Source organism: Streptomyces albicerus (assembly GCF_008905045.1).
In the GTDB taxonomy this organism is placed as follows: domain Bacteria; phylum Actinomycetota; class Actinomycetes; order Streptomycetales; family Streptomycetaceae; genus Streptomyces; species Streptomyces albicerus.
Genome location: NZ_VWMY01000022.1, coordinates 120,967 through 137,272, shown reverse-complemented (window position 1 = coordinate 137,272; position 16,306 = coordinate 120,967). Strand labels below are relative to the sequence as shown.

General features: G+C 69.4%; 11 protein-coding genes. 4 read left to right on the top strand and 7 right to left on the bottom strand.

What is annotated here, in order from left to right:
- Positions 1-108 precede the first annotated feature (108 nt).
- From GAS53_RS21385 to GAS53_RS21375, 3 genes are all read right to left on the bottom strand, one after another.
- Positions 109-828: a vWA domain-containing protein gene (locus tag GAS53_RS21385; protein WP_151479255.1), complete on the bottom strand. Its 720-nt coding sequence runs from the start codon at positions 826-828 to the stop codon at positions 109-111.
- 62 nt (positions 829-890) lie between these two features.
- Positions 891-1,994 carry a hypothetical protein gene (locus tag GAS53_RS21380; RefSeq protein ID WP_151479254.1) on the bottom strand — a complete coding sequence of 368 codons (1,104 nt, stop codon included), beginning with the start codon at positions 1,992-1,994 and terminating at the stop codon, positions 891-893.
- 198 nt (positions 1,995-2,192) lie between these two features.
- A complete protein-coding gene (locus GAS53_RS21375) occupies positions 2,193-2,411 on the bottom strand; it encodes a hypothetical protein (RefSeq protein WP_151479253.1) in 219 nt (72 codons plus the stop codon).
- 75 nt (positions 2,412-2,486) lie between these two features.
- On the opposite strand from GAS53_RS21375, the gene GAS53_RS21370 reads away from it, so the two are divergent.
- Positions 2,487-3,329, top strand: coding sequence for a chitosanase (locus GAS53_RS21370; RefSeq protein WP_151479252.1), 843 nt, complete (start codon positions 2,487-2,489; stop codon positions 3,327-3,329).
- A gap of 29 nt (positions 3,330-3,358) precedes the next feature.
- On the opposite strand, the gene GAS53_RS21365 is transcribed toward GAS53_RS21370, so the two are convergent.
- Both GAS53_RS21365 and GAS53_RS21360 read right to left on the bottom strand, forming a co-directional pair.
- Positions 3,359-4,411: a glycoside hydrolase family 113 gene (locus GAS53_RS21365; protein WP_225859020.1), complete on the bottom strand. Its 1,053-nt coding sequence runs from the start codon at positions 4,409-4,411 to the stop codon at positions 3,359-3,361.
- 52 nt (positions 4,412-4,463) lie between these two features.
- The gene (locus GAS53_RS21360) at positions 4,464-6,269 is read right to left on the bottom strand and encodes a DUF2334 domain-containing protein (RefSeq protein WP_225859019.1); all 1,806 of its coding nucleotides are present in this window, start codon (positions 6,267-6,269) and stop codon (positions 4,464-4,466) included.
- Positions 6,270-6,789: 520 nt separating this feature from the next.
- Here GAS53_RS21360 and GAS53_RS21355 point away from each other — a divergent pair.
- From GAS53_RS21355 to GAS53_RS21345, 3 genes are all read left to right on the top strand, one after another.
- Positions 6,790-8,034: a glycosyltransferase gene (locus GAS53_RS21355; protein WP_151479250.1), complete on the top strand. Its 1,245-nt coding sequence runs from the start codon at positions 6,790-6,792 to the stop codon at positions 8,032-8,034.
- 109 nt (positions 8,035-8,143) lie between these two features.
- Positions 8,144-9,307 (top strand): non-hydrolyzing UDP-N-acetylglucosamine 2-epimerase, encoded by a 1,164-nt coding sequence (gene wecB / locus GAS53_RS21350; RefSeq protein WP_151479249.1) that lies wholly within the window; start codon positions 8,144-8,146, stop codon positions 9,305-9,307.
- A gap of 85 nt (positions 9,308-9,392) precedes the next feature.
- Entirely contained in the window at positions 9,393-10,034 is a 642-nt protein-coding gene (locus GAS53_RS21345; RefSeq protein WP_225859018.1) for a LamG domain-containing protein, read from the top strand.
- Between the two features lie 168 nt (positions 10,035-10,202).
- Here the strand turns inward: GAS53_RS21345 and GAS53_RS21340 are convergent, their stop codons facing one another.
- Together GAS53_RS21340 and gltB are read right to left on the bottom strand one after the other, a co-directional pair.
- Entirely contained in the window at positions 10,203-11,663 is a 1,461-nt protein-coding gene (locus tag GAS53_RS21340) for a glutamate synthase subunit beta (RefSeq protein WP_151479248.1), read from the bottom strand.
- On the bottom strand, positions 11,656-16,251 hold the full coding sequence (gltB, locus tag GAS53_RS21335; protein ID WP_151479247.1) for a glutamate synthase large subunit: 4,596 nt from the start codon (positions 16,249-16,251) through the stop codon (positions 11,656-11,658). Before gltB ends, GAS53_RS21340 begins: the two co-directional genes overlap by 8 nt.
- Positions 16,252-16,306: the final 55 nt, after the last annotated feature.

The following is a 16,306-nucleotide window of genomic DNA, read 5'->3' as shown; positions in this document are numbered from 1 at the left end:
CGCAGTTCCCCGCGCCCCTAAAGGCGCCCACAGGCAGGCGTGCCCTGAAGGGGCGCGGGGAACTGCGCGCTCAGCCCCCACCCACCCGCACATACAACAGTCGTACCGTCACTGAACGATCCCCTTGGCCCGCGCCGCCATCAGCCACTGCGGGAACTCGCCCAGCAGGCGGTCGTACAGCTCGGCGTCCGAGACCCGTCTCGGGTCGGAGCCCGCGTGGAAGAACCCGGCGTTGTCGACGACCCGCTTTCCCGGTACCGCCAGCTCGTCCAGCTTGCGCAGGAAGTCGAACTGCTTGCTCGACGTGTCGCCGAAGCCGATGAACTGCCAGAACAGGGGCAGTTTGGCGGCCTTGCACAGGTACCGTTCGGCGGCGAGTTTGTTGATCGGGCCGCCGTCGGTCTGGAAGACGACGAGGGCCGGGTCCTTGGAGCCGCTGTCGAGGTAGTGGTCGATGACGGCGTCCATGGCCAGGTGGTAGCTGGTCTTGCCCATGTGTCCGAGCCCGGCGACGATCTCCCCGATACGCCCCTGGTGGTTGTCGAGCGCGATGTCGGTGACGGCGTCGATGTCCGTGGAGAAGAAGACAACGGGGACGATCCCGTCGTCGTCCAAGTGCGCGCTCAGACCGAGCACCCGGTCGGCGAGCGTCTGCACACTGCCGTCGGCGTAGTACGGCTTCATGGAGCCCGAGTAGTCGACGACGAGGTAGATCGCGGCCCGCTGCCCGCTCAGCCCGTGCTTGGTGAGGGAGACCCCCGCGCTCTTGTAGAGGCTGACCAGCGCGGGCGCGGTCTCCTCCACCTTGGTCAGGCTGATCCCGGCCATGCGGGCTCCTTTCGCCCATGATCCGACCGAGTGAGCTTAGGGCCTGATCCGCCGGACAGGCCCTAACCGGCCGCCCGCTCCTGGAACACGGGCAGTTCGAGGAGACGCTGCTTTGCCGTGTCGTCCATCAACTCGATGAGTGGGAGGACCAGTTCCCAGAGGTCCTCCTTGTCGACGCCGCGGGCCAGCGCGTCGAGTTCGGGGCCGGAGAGCGCGCCGGCGGCCGTCGCCACGATCCGCCGGGCGGTCGGCGGCAGCACGCCCACCATGGGCAGGAACTCCGCCCACAGCCCGGTCGCCACCACACCCCGTACGAGCCCGTCGAGCACCGCGGGATCCCGCAGTGCGGGCAGCGCGGCGACGGCCCGCAGTTCGTCCTCGCTGAGCAGCGCCACGATCGGCAGCAGCGACTCCCACAGGTCCTGCTCGGCGGTGGTGCGGATGAGGGAGTCGAGCCGGGGCTCGGGCTGGGCGGCGGTGAGGGAGGCGATCCGGGCCCGCTGCCGGTCGGCCGCCATGGCCGCGACGGCCATGGCCTCCGGCCACAGCCCCTCGTCGGCGGCGGACGCGATGACCGACGACACCCGCTCCTCGCCCATCAACTCCACGATGTGGCCGAGCCGTTCGGGGTGGTCGATGACGAAGCCGGTGTGCAGCAGGGTCGCGTCGTCGAGCTTCGGCAGGATGCGGACCAGCGCCGAGTCGCGGATATGGCCGACGAAGCGGCCCATCGTGAGATGGTCGCCGCGGTCGGCGAGGACGAGTGCGACGCGTACGACGATGTCGTCGTCCAGTCTGCCCATGATCCCGGCGATCCGGCGCGGGTCGAGGTGATGGCAGCAGCGGGCCGTGAACTCGGCGGGCAGTCTGTCGATGATGTCGGCGGCGCGGGCCGGTTCGAGGCGCCCGGCGAGGGCGGCGGCCAGGCGCGGCCCGAGCGCCTTCTGGGCGATGCCCGCGGCGACGCCTGCGGGCAGCACTTTCGTCATGGCGGCGATGCGGTCGAGGATCTCGGGGGCGTCGTCGAACAGCGCGGCGACGGACCGTTCGCGGAAGACGCGCACCTCCTCGACGGGCAGCTCTTCGAGGAACGCCAGCTGCCGCGGCTCGACATCCAGCAGACGGGCGAGCTTCAGGGTCTCGGCCCTGCTGCGCAACGTGTCCATGCGAGAAGGTCCCCTCAGCGGCCTTGGCGAATCCGGTTCGGTACCACGCGTCCCGTAAGGGGCGCGGGGCCGTGACATTTGCGGCTCCGTCGCGATGGGGGTCCCCCCGCTCGAGCGAAGCCGAGAGTGGGGGAGCGACCAGCCCCCACCGGCCCGCAGGTTCATCACCGTCCTTTGGCTGAGCGCTCCGCGGAGCGCTCAGCGAAAAAGCATCCGGCGGACAGGTTCCCTGGTCAGGGCCGGTACGAGGGTGAGGGCGTCCTCGACGGCCTCGTTCAGCCCGGACGCCCGGCGCTCCCGGGCCCGCCGCAGTGCCTGCGCGAGCAGGCGGACCTGCGCGTCGTCCAGCGTTCCGAAGCTCTCCGGCAGTGGAGCGCCCAACTCCGCTCGCAGCAGCGCCAGTTCCTCCGCGCTCACAGGTCCTCCCCCGACGCTCACAGAAACTCCACCCGATGCGGGACGGCACTCCGGTCCGATCGTACTCTTTGCCGCATGAAACGCGCTGGCCGTCTGCTGTTCGTCGCCGTCCCTCTCGTCGCGGTGACGGCGTACTTCCTCGTGCCCGACCAGAACACCGACGGCGCGGGCTCCGACGCCCGGACACCGGCCCCGTCGGCGTCCTCGTCCCGGTCGGCCGCCGGTCTGGACTCTCCGGAGAAGAAGGAGCTCGCCCAGCAGATCGTGTCCAGCGCCGAGAACTCCAGCCTCGACTGGCGCGCCCAGTACGACTACATCGAGGACATCGGCGACGGCCGCGGCTACACCGCGGGCATCATTGGCTTCACGACCGGCACGCACGATCTGCTCGTCCTGGTGGAGCGCTACACCGAGTCCCACCCGGACAACGCCCTGGCCCCGTATCTCCCCGCCCTCCGCGCGGTCGACGGCTCCGACTCCCACGAGGGCCTGGACCCCGGCTTCACCGCGGCCTGGCAGGCGAAGTCGCGGAAACCGGCCTTCCGCCGGGCCCAGGACTCCGAACGGGACCGCGTCTACTTCAATCCGGCGGTCCGCCTGGCCAAGCGCGACGGTCTGGGCACCCTGGGCCAGTTCATCTACTACGACGCCATGGTCATGCACGGCCCCGGCACCGACCCCGGCTTCTACGGCATCCGCGAGCGCGCCCTGGCCGAGGCGGACACCCCCGCGGAGGGCGGCTCCGAGAAGGCCTACCTCGACATCTTCCTGGACACCCGGCGCACCACCATGCGGGGCGAGAAGCGCGACACGACCCGTGTGGACACGGCTCAGCGGCGGTTCCTGGACGACGGGAACCTGGAGCTCAGGACGCCGTTGGAGTGGCAGGTGTACGGGACGACGTACCGGGTGCCATAGGACCGGAGGTCAGTTGGAAGGACCGGCGGTCAGTCGGACCAGCTGTCGCGCAGCACCTGCTCGGCGGGTTTGCCGCGCGGGGTGTACGCCAGCCGCTTCGGTGTCTCCCCGCTGTCCGGCCAGTCGTCCCACATCCACCAGGACACCCCGGCCCACCATTGCCTGCCGGTGAAGGTGTCCAGCAACGCCCGGTAGGCGGCGGCCTGTTCGGCGTTCCCGGCGCGGCTGCTGATGTCCCAGGAGTACGGCGCCGTGGTCGTGCCGCGCTGGCTGACGTACCCGGCCTCGGTGAACAGGATCCGCCGGTCGTGCCGTCGGGCGAAGGCGGCGAGCTTCCCGCTGATCGGCTCCCAGGCGCGGCGCAGCTGTCCGGCGTCCTCGGTCGCTCGGTCGGACAGGGGCCAGTAGGTGTCGATGCCGATGAGGTCGAGTTCCTTCCAGAAGGGGATCTTCTCGTACTCGTCGTAGTTGGCGGCGTAGGTCAGGGGGCCGTCGTAGTGGTCGCGGACTGCGTCGACGACCCGTGTCCAGGCCTTGCCGTCGCCGGAGACTCCGGCGAGTTCGGTGCCCACGGCGAACTGCTCGGCGTCCGTGTCCGCCGCGAGGTCCGCGTAGTGGGTGATGAAGCTGCGGTAGGCGGCGAACCAGGCGGCCCGGTCGCGGGGGCGGATCTCGGCGCGGTCGCCGTCGCCGGGCAGGTCCACATGCGGTTTGATCATCACCTTGAGGCCGGCGGCGTGCGCGCGGCGCACGATCCGCTCGAGTCCGGCGTCGCTCGCCGTCTCTTCGGTGGGCCGCATGACGGAGTCGCCGCGCCGCTTCTGGTACCAGGTCGGTGTGAAGGTGACCCAGCCCGCCCCGGTCGCCCTGATGTCCCGCAGATACCGGGCGGCGGCGGGGCTGTCGTAGTCGGTCCGGTACCAGGAGGGCAGGGTGACGCCCCGCATCACGGAGCCGCCCTCCCCGGGGCCGGGACGCGGCGGGCGGGTGCCGCCGTCGGGGCCCGGCGCCGCGCCGTCGGCCGAGCAGGCGCCGACGGCGAGGAGGACCGCCGCCACGGCGGCGACGGTCCTCCCCCTCATGCCTTCCTCCTCATGTCTTGTGCCGTGCTCACACCCATGCCTGGTGCTGCGCTCACAGGGTTGCCGGGTCGACGAAGGTGTAGCCGAGTGCCTTGATGCCCTCGATCGTCTCCCGCAGCGGCTGTACCGGGAAGTACGGGTGGTAGAAGAAGCTGGCGAACCCGTCCCGGACCGCGAGATTGGCCTTGGCCGAGGCGATCAGATCGGCCGGCAGCCGCGGCGGATGGTTGTTGAATTCGTCCGGCTCGTAATTCCCGATGTTTTCGGGAATCACTTTGGTCCCGTACACATCACGCACCACATACGGGAAGAACTGGCCGATGAAGCGGTTCGGATCCGACGACACGCCACTCAGCGTTCCGGCGAAATACAACGACCGCTCCAGGCGGGCCGAGAAGTTCGAACTGAACACCTGGTAGTCGGCGGCCGACGCCGCATAGTGCGGTGTCGTCCACAGCGTCGGCCTCGGCAGGCCCGCGGCCGCGAACTCGGCCAGCGCGCTGTCGACCCGGCCCTGGGCCCACGCGGTGGAGTCCTCGGCGACCGGACCGTCGTAGATCACGCTGTTCGCCGCGTCCACGTGCGCGCGGTAGAACTCGAAGTCGTCACCGCTCACACCGTTGTACGGGTTGGCCGCGTTGCCGTACTGGTGCGTGTATCCGTGGTTCATCAGGACCGCGCCCCGGGCGAGCATGTAGTTCAGCGCGCTGACCAGCTGCGGCCGCTGGGAGAGCTTGACCGTTTCGGGGACACCGTTGTTGTAGGTGCCGTTGGGGTCCGTGTAGACGGGGAGGACGTTGATGCCGTAGGGGATCTGCTGCGAGTAGAGGTAGTCGGCGATGTCCCGCAGTTCGTCCGGGTCCGAGTTGGGGCTGATGTCCTCCAGGCGCACGATCGCCCGGTGCCGTTCGGCTGTGTCCGGGGCGAGGGCGTCGAAGAGCAGGTCCTCGAAGACGATGACGCGGTCGCTCTCGGAGACGTAGGCGAAGGGGATCTCACCGAGGTAGGTGAGGTTGGAGGAGCGGACCGCCCAGCCGAAGGTGTGATCGTTCGAGCTGTCCAGGCCCTCCGCGAGCCGGGTGACCGCCGGATATCCGGGCCCCGTCAGGACGTTGGGGCGCAGCACGCCGCTGTCCTGTCCGGCCGGGATCTTCCGGGTGAGGGTCTGGCCCTTGTACGTCACCTGCGTCATGGTGCCGACAGAGCCGCCGTCCTCGTAGTACGAGGTCGTCGGGTCCCAGCCGTACTTCTGGGTGAACTGGGGCACGCCCACTGCGTTCGCCATGTTCCAGATGTTGGCGCCCATCCAGGTCACGGGCTTGGTGGTGGTCAGCGCGTCCTGGTAGAAGGCGGCCGGGATCGCGTCCGGGGTGTCGCAGCAGTAGTAGGTCGAGCCGATGTAGATCACGGCCGTGTACGAGTCGAGCATCCCCGCGGTGTACTGCGACACCGGCTTGGCCGTCACGGTGCCGAAGTGGCCGGCAAGGTTGGCCGTGGCCATCGCGTACAGCTCGCCCAGGTGCCCGTAGGGGCCCGCCGTGTCGTAGAGCACGAGGGTGGTCGGGTCGGCCTGGACGGAGACGTCGTCCGGGGCCAGTCGGGCCGCCTGGCGGCTCACGGCCGAGGCCGTCGACGACGAGGCGGCCGAGGACGCGCTCGTCAGGGCGGTGGTCGTCGCGGGCTTCTTGCGCGCCTTGGCGTGGCGCGCCTTGTCGGCCTTGATCTGGGCCTTGGCCCAGCCTTTGAGGTCGACGCGGTTCAGTGCGGAACTCGTGCCGCTTGCTTCACCGGGATTCCGCTTTCCCCCGGCGGCCTGTGCGCCCGCGGCGAGGAAAGTGCCGCTCAGCAGGGCCGCCACCAGTAGGAGCAGTAAAGAGAGCCTTGAGATTCCTCTTCTGCTTCTGTATGGACGGTTCACTGGTCTCACCATCACACCCCCCACTTTGCCAATGAATGGCAAAGGTTTTTCCAGCAAGAAGCCACTGATTCTTCTTCGCGATCAAGAAGAGTGCCAATGGGACGACGAGTGAATTCCCGGTACACCGTCAGATCCCGCCAGGTGATCGAAAGCGCCACTTTCCGATTCCCCTTCTGGATCGGCCCGGGCTTCTGCTGCGTTCACTTTCGCGCGATGGGGACGCGCGGTGAAAAATGTGGGGGGACAATGTACGGAAGACCCGCCCTGGGGGCAGTCCTGCCCTTGGCAGGGGTGATGGCCGCGCCGGAAGCGATACCGGGCTTACCCATGGCCAGAGCCCTCCAGGCAACGGCCGGAGCCGGGTTCCTGCTCTACTGCCTGACGGCCTGTCTCATACTCCTGGCCCGCGTGCGTTTACGCAGACAGGCACAGAAGACGCAGGTCGACGCCGGGAGCGGCCATGATCGTTGAGCTGCTCCTGTGGTCGAGCGTCACCCTTATCGTGATGGCCGGCTGCTACAACTCGGGGCTGTTCCTCCTGTCCCGACGCAGAATTCGGCGCTCCCGGGTAAAGCGGAGAGAGCGATTCTACGTATTCCTGCTGGCATGTCTCAACGAAGAACAAGTGCTGTCCGAAAGCCTGGCGCGCATCACCTCGCTGCCCGCCGGGAATTTCATGGCGCTGGTCATCGACGACGGGTCGGACGACCGGACCTCCGAGATCGCGCTGGCCGCCGACCCGGACCGGGTCCGGCTGCACCGGCGCACCCTGCCCAACGCCCGCCGGGGCAAGGGAGCCGCGCTCAACGACGGGGTGCGGCACCTGAGGGAGTCCGGTCTGCTCGCCGGCCGTGACCCCGACGACGTGGTCCTCTGCGTGGTCGACGCGGACGGACGGCTCGACCCGCACGTCGTGCAGTCGGTCGACCCCTATTTCGACGACCCTCACACGGGCGCGGTTCAGGTCTGCGTCCGGATGTACAACCGGCACAAGGGACTGCTCGCCCGTATGCAGGACATGGAGTTCGTCGTCTACGGCGATGTCTTCCAGAGCGCCCGCCGTTTCATCGGCAGCGTGGGCATGGGCGGCAACGGACAGTTCATGCGGCTGTCCGCCCTCAACACCCTGGGCGGGGACGGCCCGTGGAGCGACAGCCTCACCGAGGACCTCGACCTCGGGGTGCGGCTGATCGCCAAGGGCTGGACCAACCAGCACTGCACCGCCGCCGCCGTCTCCCAGCAGGCCGTGCTCAGCCTGCGGCGCCTGGTCCGCCAGCGATCCCGGTGGTTCCAGGGCCATCTGCAGTCGGCCGGCCTCGTCCCGCTCATCCTGCGGGACGTGCCGACCCGGGCGGCACTGGACCTCCTCTACCACCTGTCCAGCCCGGTGCTGATCCTGTTCACCTCGCTGCTGCCGCTGTCCTTCCTCGTCGCCGTCGGTGCCACCACCGTGGCCTCGGTCCAGGAGGGACACCCGCTCATCTCGCCCATGTGGCTGCTCGGCCCGTATCTGCTCTCGTTCACCGCCGCCTACGCGTACGGCTTCGTCTACGCCAAGCGTGAGCGGGACCTCGGACTGGTGCGCTCGGTGTTGCTCGCCCACGTCTTCGTCTTCTACGGCTACATCTGGTTCGCCGCCGGCTGGTGGGGACTGTGGCGCATGCTCACCGGCAAGCGGACCTGGCTGAAGACGGCGCGCACCTGACGACCTTCCGGGGCGCGCCGGTTCTTGTTCGCTCTTCTCTCTCATCTCTCTCATCTGCCTCTTTCACCCTGGCGCGGTCCTGCGATCGCGCACGCCCAAGGGGGGCTCCATGTCCACACAGCCGTCAGTCGTGCCCGTACGCGCGATGCTCGTGCTCGGTACGCGGCCCGAAGCGATCAAACTGGCCCCGGTGGCGCGGGCGATGGCCACCGGCGCGCAGTTCGAGCCGATCGTCGTCACCACGGGCCAGCACCGCGAGATGCTCCATCAGATGCTCGGCCTGCTGGGCATCGACGTCCGGATCGCGCTCGACGTGATGCGCAGCCGCCAGCAACTGTCCGAGCTGACCGCCCGTCTGGTCAGGGAACTCGGCGAGGTCATGCGGGCCGAGCGGCCCGACCTGGTCGTGGTGCAGGGGGACACCACGACCGCACTGGTCGGCGCCCTGGCCGCCTTCTACGAGAAGATCCCGGTCGCCCATGTCGAGGCCGGACTGCGCACCGGCGTCATTGACAACCCGTTCCCGGAGGAGCTCAACCGCAGTCTGATCGGGCGCATCGCCCGCTGGCACTTCGCCCCGACACCGCGCGCGGCCCGACAGCTGACCGATGAGGGCGTGCCCGCGGAGCAGGTGTTCACCACCGGCAACACGGTGATCGACAACCTGCTGTGGGTGCTGGCCGAGGGCACCGGCACCTCCGCGTTCCGTACCCCCGCCAAGCGGATCCTGGTGACCCTGCACCGCCGGGAGAACCAGGGCGAGCGGATGCGCGGCATGGGCCGGGCGCTGCGCAAGCTCGCCGGACGCGGGGACGTGGAGATCGTGCTGCCCCTGCACAAGAGCCCGGCCGTACGGGACGTACTGCTGCCCGAACTCGACGGCCACGAGGGCATTTCGCTGGTCGAACCGCTCGACTACGTGGACTTCGCGGCGACGCTGGCCGAGTGCGACCTCGTCCTCACCGACTCCGGCGGCATCCAGGAGGAGGCTCCCAGCCTGAGCAAGCCCGCGCTCGTCCTGCGCACCACCACCGAGCGCCCGGAGGCGGTCGAGGCCGGCGCGGCCCGGCTGATCGGCACGGACCCGGATGCCATCGTGAGCGCCGCCGAGGAACTGCTCGACGACCAGGCGAAGTACCGCAGGATGGCGGGCGCCCGCAATCCGTTCGGCGACGGCAAGGCCGCGGACCGCGTCCTGGCCCAACTGGCCGAGGACTTTGCGGCCGCTGTACCGGTCACCGTGTCCGCGCCCGGGCCATACTCGACGGCATGACCCGTTACTCCTGCGCCCCCGGCGACGGATCCCCCTGGTTCCGCCCGGACTTCGGCCGGGGCGCAGGGGCGGGGTCCTCGCCGCCGTGGCACTGGCTCTCGCGCTGACCGTCGTCATGACGGTCACGCTGAGCCAGTGCGGCTCGGAGGACACGTCACCGTCGCCGCCGGTCCCCTGGGCCGACGGCTCCACGCACGGCCGCTGGTTCTCGGTGTTCAACGGCCACGGCACCAACGCGGGCGACGACGACTCCCTCTACCTCTCCCCCAGGGCCGCCGAGGACCCCGGCACCACCCACGCCGGGCTGATCGTCAGCACAGACTCCTACGCGGACGTGCGTTTCGAGGCCCGGATGCGGACCGTGAAGCAGCTGCGCACCCCGCACCCGAACCCGTGGGAGGTGCCGTGGCTGGTCTGGGCGTACACCGATCCGGAGCACTTCTACTACATCACCCTGAAGCCGAACGGCTGGGAGCTCGGCAAGCGCGACCCCGCCTATCCGGGCGGCCAGCGCTTCCTGGCGACGGGTCATGAGGAGTACTCGGTGGACGACTGGTACGAGGTGCGGGCGGAGCAGCGGGGCGCGGAGCTGAAGGTCACGGTGAGCGGGAAGCCGCTGGTGACCTTCACGGATGCCGAACGTCCTTACCTGCAGGGCAAGGTGGGGGCCTACACCGAGGACGCCACGGTGAAGTTCGAGGGGCTGAAGGCGAGCCCGAGTTCCTGAACATGCGCGGCGCCTGCCCATTCGTCCGGTCGGGGACAAGAGGGCAGGCGCCGACCGCTCTTTCGACGGCCTCGGACGCGCCGCGGCGCCCGCCAGCGTCCGGTCGGGGACAAGGCGAGCGCCGTGGTTGTTCCGTACGCCTTTGTACGGGACGTTTTTGAGCAGCCGTCAGACCATCAGGGAACGGTCAGTCGGACGGATGGGGGCCGGCAGGTCGCTCGCGCCCGTGAGGAAGCGGTCGACCCCGCGGGCGGCGGAGCGGCCCTCCGCGATGGCCCACACGATGAGGGACTGGCCGCGGCCCGCGTCACCGGCGACGTACACGCCGGGGACGTTGGTCGCGAAGTCGGCGTCACGCGCGATGTTTCCGCGCTCGTCGAGCTCCAGGCCGAACTGGGAGACCAGGCCGTTCTCCTGGTCGGTACCCGTGAAGCCCATGGCCAGCGTCACCAGCTGGGCCGGGATCTTGCGCTCCGTGCCCGCCTTCTGCGTCAGCTTGCCGTCGATGAACTCGACCTCGACAAGGTGCAGCCACTGCACGTTGCCGTCCTCGTCGCCCTCGAAGTGGGTGGTGGAGACGGAGTAGACCCGCTCGCCGCCCTCCTCGTGCGCCGACGTGACCTTGTAGAGCATGGGGAACGTCGGCCAGGGCTGCCCGGGGTTCCGCTCCTCGCCCGGCTGCGGCATGATCTCCAGCTGCGTGACGGAGGCCGCGCCCTGGCGGTGGGCGGTGCCCACGCAGTCCGCGCCGGTGTCACCGCCGCCGATGACGACGACGTGCTTGCCCTCGGCGGTGAGCGGGGGCGCCACGTAGTCGCCCTCCTGCACCTTGTTGGCGAGCGGCAGGTACTCCATGGCGAAGTGGATGCCGTTCAGCTCGCGCCCGGGGACCGGCAGGTCGCGCGAGACGGTCGCGCCGGCGGCGATGACCACGGCGTCGTACCGCTTGCGCAGGTCGGTCGCCTTGAGGTCGCGGCCGATCTCGATGCCCGTGCGGAAGCGGGTGCCCTCCGCGCGCATCTGCTCGATGCGGCGGTTGATGTGCCGCTTCTCCATCTTGAACTCGGGGATGCCGTAGCGGAGCAGGCCGCCGACGCGGTCCGCGCGCTCGTACACCGCGACCGTGTGACCGGCGCGCGTGAGCTGCTGGGCGGCGGCCAGGCCGGCCGGGCCCGAGCCGATCACCGCGACCGTCTTGCCGCTCAGGCGCTCGGGGATCTGCGGCGCGACATCGCCGGTGTCCCACGCCTTGTCGATGATCGAGACCTCGACGTTCTTGATGGTCACCGCGGGCTGGTTGATCCCGAGGACGCACGCCGACTCGCACGGGGCCGGGCACAGCCGGCCCGTGAACTCCGGGAAGTTGTTCGTGGCGTGCAGGCGCTCCGACGCGGCGGACCAGTCCTCGCGGTACGCGTAGTCGTTCCACTCGGGGATGAGGTTCCCCAGCGGACAGCCGTTGTGGCAGAACGGGATGCCGCAGTCCATGCAGCGGCCGGCCTGCTTACTGATGATGGGGAGCAGCGAGCCGGGAACGTAGACCTCGTTCCAGTCCTTGACGCGCTCCTCGACCGGACGGGTCCTGGCGACCTCGCGGCCGTGGTTCAGAAAGCCCTTGGGATCAGCCATTGGTCGCCGCCTCCATCATCTTCTCGGTGATCTCGGACTCGGGGAGTCCGGCTCGCTCGGCGGCGTCCTTGGCGGCGAGCACTGCCTTGTACGTGCTGGGAATGATCTTGCTGAAGCGCTCCACCGCCGTGTCCCACTCGGCCAGGAGCTTCTCGGCGACGGTCGAGGCCGTCTCCTCCTGGTGCCGGCGCACCACGTCGTGCAGCCACTGCTTGTCGGTGTCGTCCAGTTCCTCGACGGCGCCGAGGTTGCCCACGTTGACGTTGTCGCGGTTCAGGTCGATGACGTACGCGATGCCGCCCGACATACCGGCCGCGAAGTTGCGGCCCGTCTCGCCGAGCACGACCGCGTGACCGCCGGTCATGTACTCGCAGCCGTGGTCGCCCACGCCCTCGGACACGACGGTCGCGCCGGAGTTGCGGACGCAGAACCGCTCGCCCGTACGACCCCGGAGGAACAGCTCGCCACCGGTCGCGCCGTACGCGATCGTGTTGCCCGCGATCGTCGAGAACTCGGCGAGGTGGTCGGCGCCCCGGTCGGGACGGACGATCACCCGGCCGCCGGAGAGGCCCTTGCCGACGTAGTCGTTGGCGTCGCCCTCCAGACGCAGCGTGACGCCGCGCGGCAGGAAGGCACCGAAGGACTGGCCCGCCGAGCCGGTGAAGGTGATGTCGATGGTGTCGTCGGGCAGGCCCGCGCCGCCGAACTTCTTCGTCACCTCGTGGCCGAGCATGGTGCCGACCGTGCGGTTGATGTTGCGGATCGCGACCTGCGCGCGGACCGGCTGGGCGTCGGTCGCGCTGGACGCGGCGAGGGCGTCGGCGGCGAGCTTGATCAGCTCGTTGTCGAGCGCCTTCTCCAGGCCGTGGTCCTGCTCGACGACTTGGTGGAGCGGGGCCCCCTCGGGCAGCTCGGGCACATAGAAGAGCGGGGACAGGTCCAGGCCCTGCGCCTTCCAGTGGGTGATCGCCCGCTCCACGTCGAGGGACTCGGCGTGGCCGACGGCCTCCTCGATCGTGCGGAAGCCCAGCTCGGCGAGGATCTCGCGGACCTCCTCGGCGATGAACTCGAAGAAGTTCACGACGTACTCGGCCTTGCCCGTGAACCGGTCGCGGAGCGTCGGGTTCTGCGTGGCGATGCCGACCGGGCAGGTGTCCAGGTGGCAGACGCGCATCATGACGCAGCCGGAGACGACGAGCGGCGCGGTCGCGAAACCGAACTCCTCGGCGCCGAGCAGCGCGGCGATGACCACGTCACGGCCGGTCTTCAGCTGGCCGTCGGTCTGCACGACGATGCGGTCGCGCAGGCCGTTGAGCAGGAGGGTCTGCTGGGTCTCGGCGAGGCCGAGCTCCCAGGGACCACCGGCGTGCTTGAGCGACGTCAGCGGCGACGCGCCCGTACCACCGTCGTGACCGGAGATCAGTACGACGTCCGCGTGCGCCTTGGAGACACCCGCGGCGACCGTGCCGACGCCGACCTCGGAGACCAGCTTCACGTGAATCCGCGCCTGCGGGTTCGCGTTCTTCAGGTCGTGGATCAGCTGGGCCAGGTCCTCGATCGAGTAGATGTCGTGGTGCGGCGGCGGGGAGATCAGGCCGACACCCGGGGTCGAGTGACGGGTCTTGGCCACCCACGGGTAGACCTTGTGACCGGGCAGCTGGCCGCCCTCGCCGGGCTTGGCGCCCTGGGCCATCTTGATCTGGATGTCGTCCGCGTTGACCAGGTACTCGGACGTCACACCGAAGCGGCCGGAGGCGACCTGCTTGATGCTTGACCGGCGCGCCGGGTCGTACAGACGGTCCGCGTCCTCGCCGCCCTCACCCGTGTTGGACTTGCCGCCCAGCTGGTTCATGGCGATGGCGAGCGTCTCGTGGGCTTCCTTCGAGATGGAGCCGTACGACATGGCGCCGGTGGAGAAGCGCTTGACGATCTCGCTCGCCGGCTCGACCTCGTCGATGGAGATCGGCTCGCGGCCGGACTTGAAGCCGAACAGGCCGCGGAGCGTCATCAGGCGCTCGGACTGCTCGTTCACCCGGTCCGTGTACTTCTTGAAGATGTCGTAGCTGCGGGTGCGCGTCGAGTGCTGGAGGCGGAAGACCGTCTCCGGGTCGAACAGGTGCGGCTCGCCCTCGCGGCGCCACTGGTACTCGCCGCCTATGTCGAGGGCGCGGTGCGCGGGCGCGATGCCGCTGGCCGGGTACGCCTTCGCGTGGCGGGCGGCGACCTCCTTGGCGATGACGTCGATGCCGACGCCGCCGATCTTGGTGGCCGTACCGATGAAGTACTTCTGGACGAAGGCCGTGTCGAGACCGACGGCCTCGAAGACCTGGGCGCCGCGGTAGGAGGCGACGGTCGAGATGCCCATCTTGGACATGACCTTGAGGACGCCCTTGCCGAGCGCGTAGATCAGGTTGCGGATGGCCTGCTCGGGCTCGATACCGGGGAGGAACGTTCCGGCCCGGACGAGGTCCTCGACGGACTCCATCGCCAGGTACGGGTTGACGGCCGCGGCGCCGAAGCCGATGAGGAGGGCCACGTGGTGGACCTCGCGGACGTCGCCCGCCTCGACGAGCAGACCCACCTGGGTGCGCTGCTTCGTACGGATGAGGTGGTGGTGGACGGCCGCGGTGAGCAGCAGCGACGGGATCGGCGCGTGCTCGGCGTCGGAGTGCCGGTCCGAGAGGACGATCAGCCGGGCGCCGTTCTCGATGGCGGCGTCGGCCTCGGTGCAGATCTCCTCGATGCGCGCGGCGAGGGAGTCGCCACCACCGCTGACCCGGTAGAGACCGGACAGGGTCGCGGCCTTCATGCCCGGCATGTCGCCGTCGGCGTTGATGTGGATGAGCTTGGCCAGCTCGTCGTTGTCGATCACCGGGAAGGGCAGGGTGACCGAGCGGCACGAAGCGGCGGTCGGCTCAAGGAGGTTGCCCGCGGGGCCGAGGGACGAGCGCAGCGAGGTGACGAGCTCCTCGCGGATGGCGTCCAGCGGCGGGTTCGTGACCTGCGCGAACAGCTGGGTGAAGTAGTCGAAGAGCAGTCGCGGACGCTCGGACAGGGCCGCGATCGGCGAGTCCGTGCCCATGGAGCCCAGCGGTTCGCCGGCAGTCTTGGCCATCGGCGCGAGGATGACGCGCAGCTCCTCCTCGGTGTAGCCGAAGGTCTGCTGGCGGCGGGTGACCGAGGCGTGCGTGTGCACGATGTGCTCGCGCTCGGGCAGGTCGGACAGCTCGATCTCGCCGGCTTCCAGCCACTCCGCGTAGGGCTTCTCGGTGGCGAGACCGGCCTTGATCTCGTCGTCCTCGATGATGCGGTGCTCGGCGGTGTCGACGAGGAACATCTTGCCGGGCTGCAGCCGGCCCTTGCGGACGACCTTCGCGGGGTCGATGTCGAGGACACCGACCTCGGAGCCGAGGACGACGAGGCCCTCGTCGGTGACCCAGTAGCGGCCGGGGCGCAGGCCGTTGCGGTCGAGGACCGCGCCGACCTGGGTGCCGTCGGTGAAGGTGACACAGGCCGGGCCGTCCCAGGGCTCCATCATCGTGGAGTGGAACTGGTAGAAGGCACGGCGGGCCGGGTCCATGGAGTCGTGGTTCTCCCACGCCTCCGGGATCATCATCAGCACGGAGTGCGGGAGCGAGCGGCCGCCCAGGTGCAGGAGTTCGAGCACCTCGTCGAAGGAGGCGGAGTCGGAGGCGTCCGGCGTACAGATCGGGAAGATCCGCTCCAGCTTGTCCTCGTTGCCGAAGAGGTCCGAGACGAGCTGGGACTCGCGGGCCACCATCCAGTTGCGGTTGCCCTTGACCGTGTTGATCTCGCCGTTGTGCGCGACGAAGCGGTACGGGTGGGCGAGCGGCCAGCTCGGGAAGGTGTTGGTGGAGAACCGGGAGTGCACGAGCGCGATCGCGGAGGCGAAGCGGCGGTCGGACAGGTCCGGGAAGAAGGGCTCCAGCTGGCCGGTGGTCAGCATGCCCTTGTAGACGATGGTCCGGGCGGAGAGCGACGGGAAGTACACGTCGGCCTCACGCTCGGCGCGCTTGCGCAGCACGAACGCCTTGCGGTCGAGGTCGATGCCCTGGCTTGATCCGTCCGCCACAAAGATCTGACGGAAGACGGGCATCGTCGAGCGGGCGGTGGCGCCGAGGAGTTCAGGGGCGATCGGGACCTCGCGCCAGCCGAGGACCGTCAGGCCCTCGTCGGCGGCGATCGTCTCGATCCGTGAGACAGCCTCGGAGGCGGTGTCCTCCGGAAGGAAGGCGATACCGACCGCGTACGAGCCCGCCTCGGGCAGCTCAAAACCGGCCACCTCACGGAAGAAGGCGTCGGGGACCTGGGACAGGATGCCCGCGCCGTCGCCCGAGTCGGGCTCCGAGCCGGTCGCGCCGCGGTGCTCCAGGTTGCGGAGCACGGTCAGCGCCTGCTCGACCAGCGCGTGGCTCGCCTCACCGGTGAGGGTCGCCACGAAGCCGACGCCGCAGGCGTCGTGCTCGTTGCGCGGGTCGTACATCCCCTGCGCGGCAGGGCGAGCATCCATGAAGGACCAGTTCTGGCCATTCGCGGAGTGCTGGGACGGCTGGCGCGGCGTACGCATCGGCTCTCCCGTCGTCGTCGTGGCATATGCAAGTGCCGAGGGACGACGTTGGCCC

Excerpts from the sequence above, each read along its gene's own strand:
- GAS53_RS21370 (WP_151479252.1), top strand. The coding sequence starts at position 2,487 with ATGAAACGCGCTGGCCGTCTGCTGTTCGTCGCCGTCCCTCTCGTCGCG.
- GAS53_RS21340 (WP_151479248.1), bottom strand. The coding sequence starts at position 11,663 with ATGGCTGATCCCAAGGGCTTTCTGAACCACGGCCGCGAGGTCGCCAGG.
- GAS53_RS21385 (WP_151479255.1), bottom strand. The coding sequence starts at position 828 with ATGGCCGGGATCAGCCTGACCAAGGTGGAGGAGACCGCGCCCGCGCTG.
- gltB (WP_151479247.1), bottom strand. The coding sequence starts at position 16,251 with ATGCGTACGCCGCGCCAGCCGTCCCAGCACTCCGCGAATGGCCAGAAC.
- GAS53_RS21355 (WP_151479250.1), top strand. The coding sequence starts at position 6,790 with ATGATCGTTGAGCTGCTCCTGTGGTCGAGCGTCACCCTTATCGTGATG.
- GAS53_RS21365 (WP_225859020.1), bottom strand. The coding sequence starts at position 4,411 with ATGAGGGGGAGGACCGTCGCCGCCGTGGCGGCGGTCCTCCTCGCCGTC.
- wecB (WP_151479249.1), top strand. The coding sequence starts at position 8,144 with ATGTCCACACAGCCGTCAGTCGTGCCCGTACGCGCGATGCTCGTGCTC.
- GAS53_RS21380 (WP_151479254.1), bottom strand. The coding sequence starts at position 1,994 with ATGGACACGTTGCGCAGCAGGGCCGAGACCCTGAAGCTCGCCCGTCTG.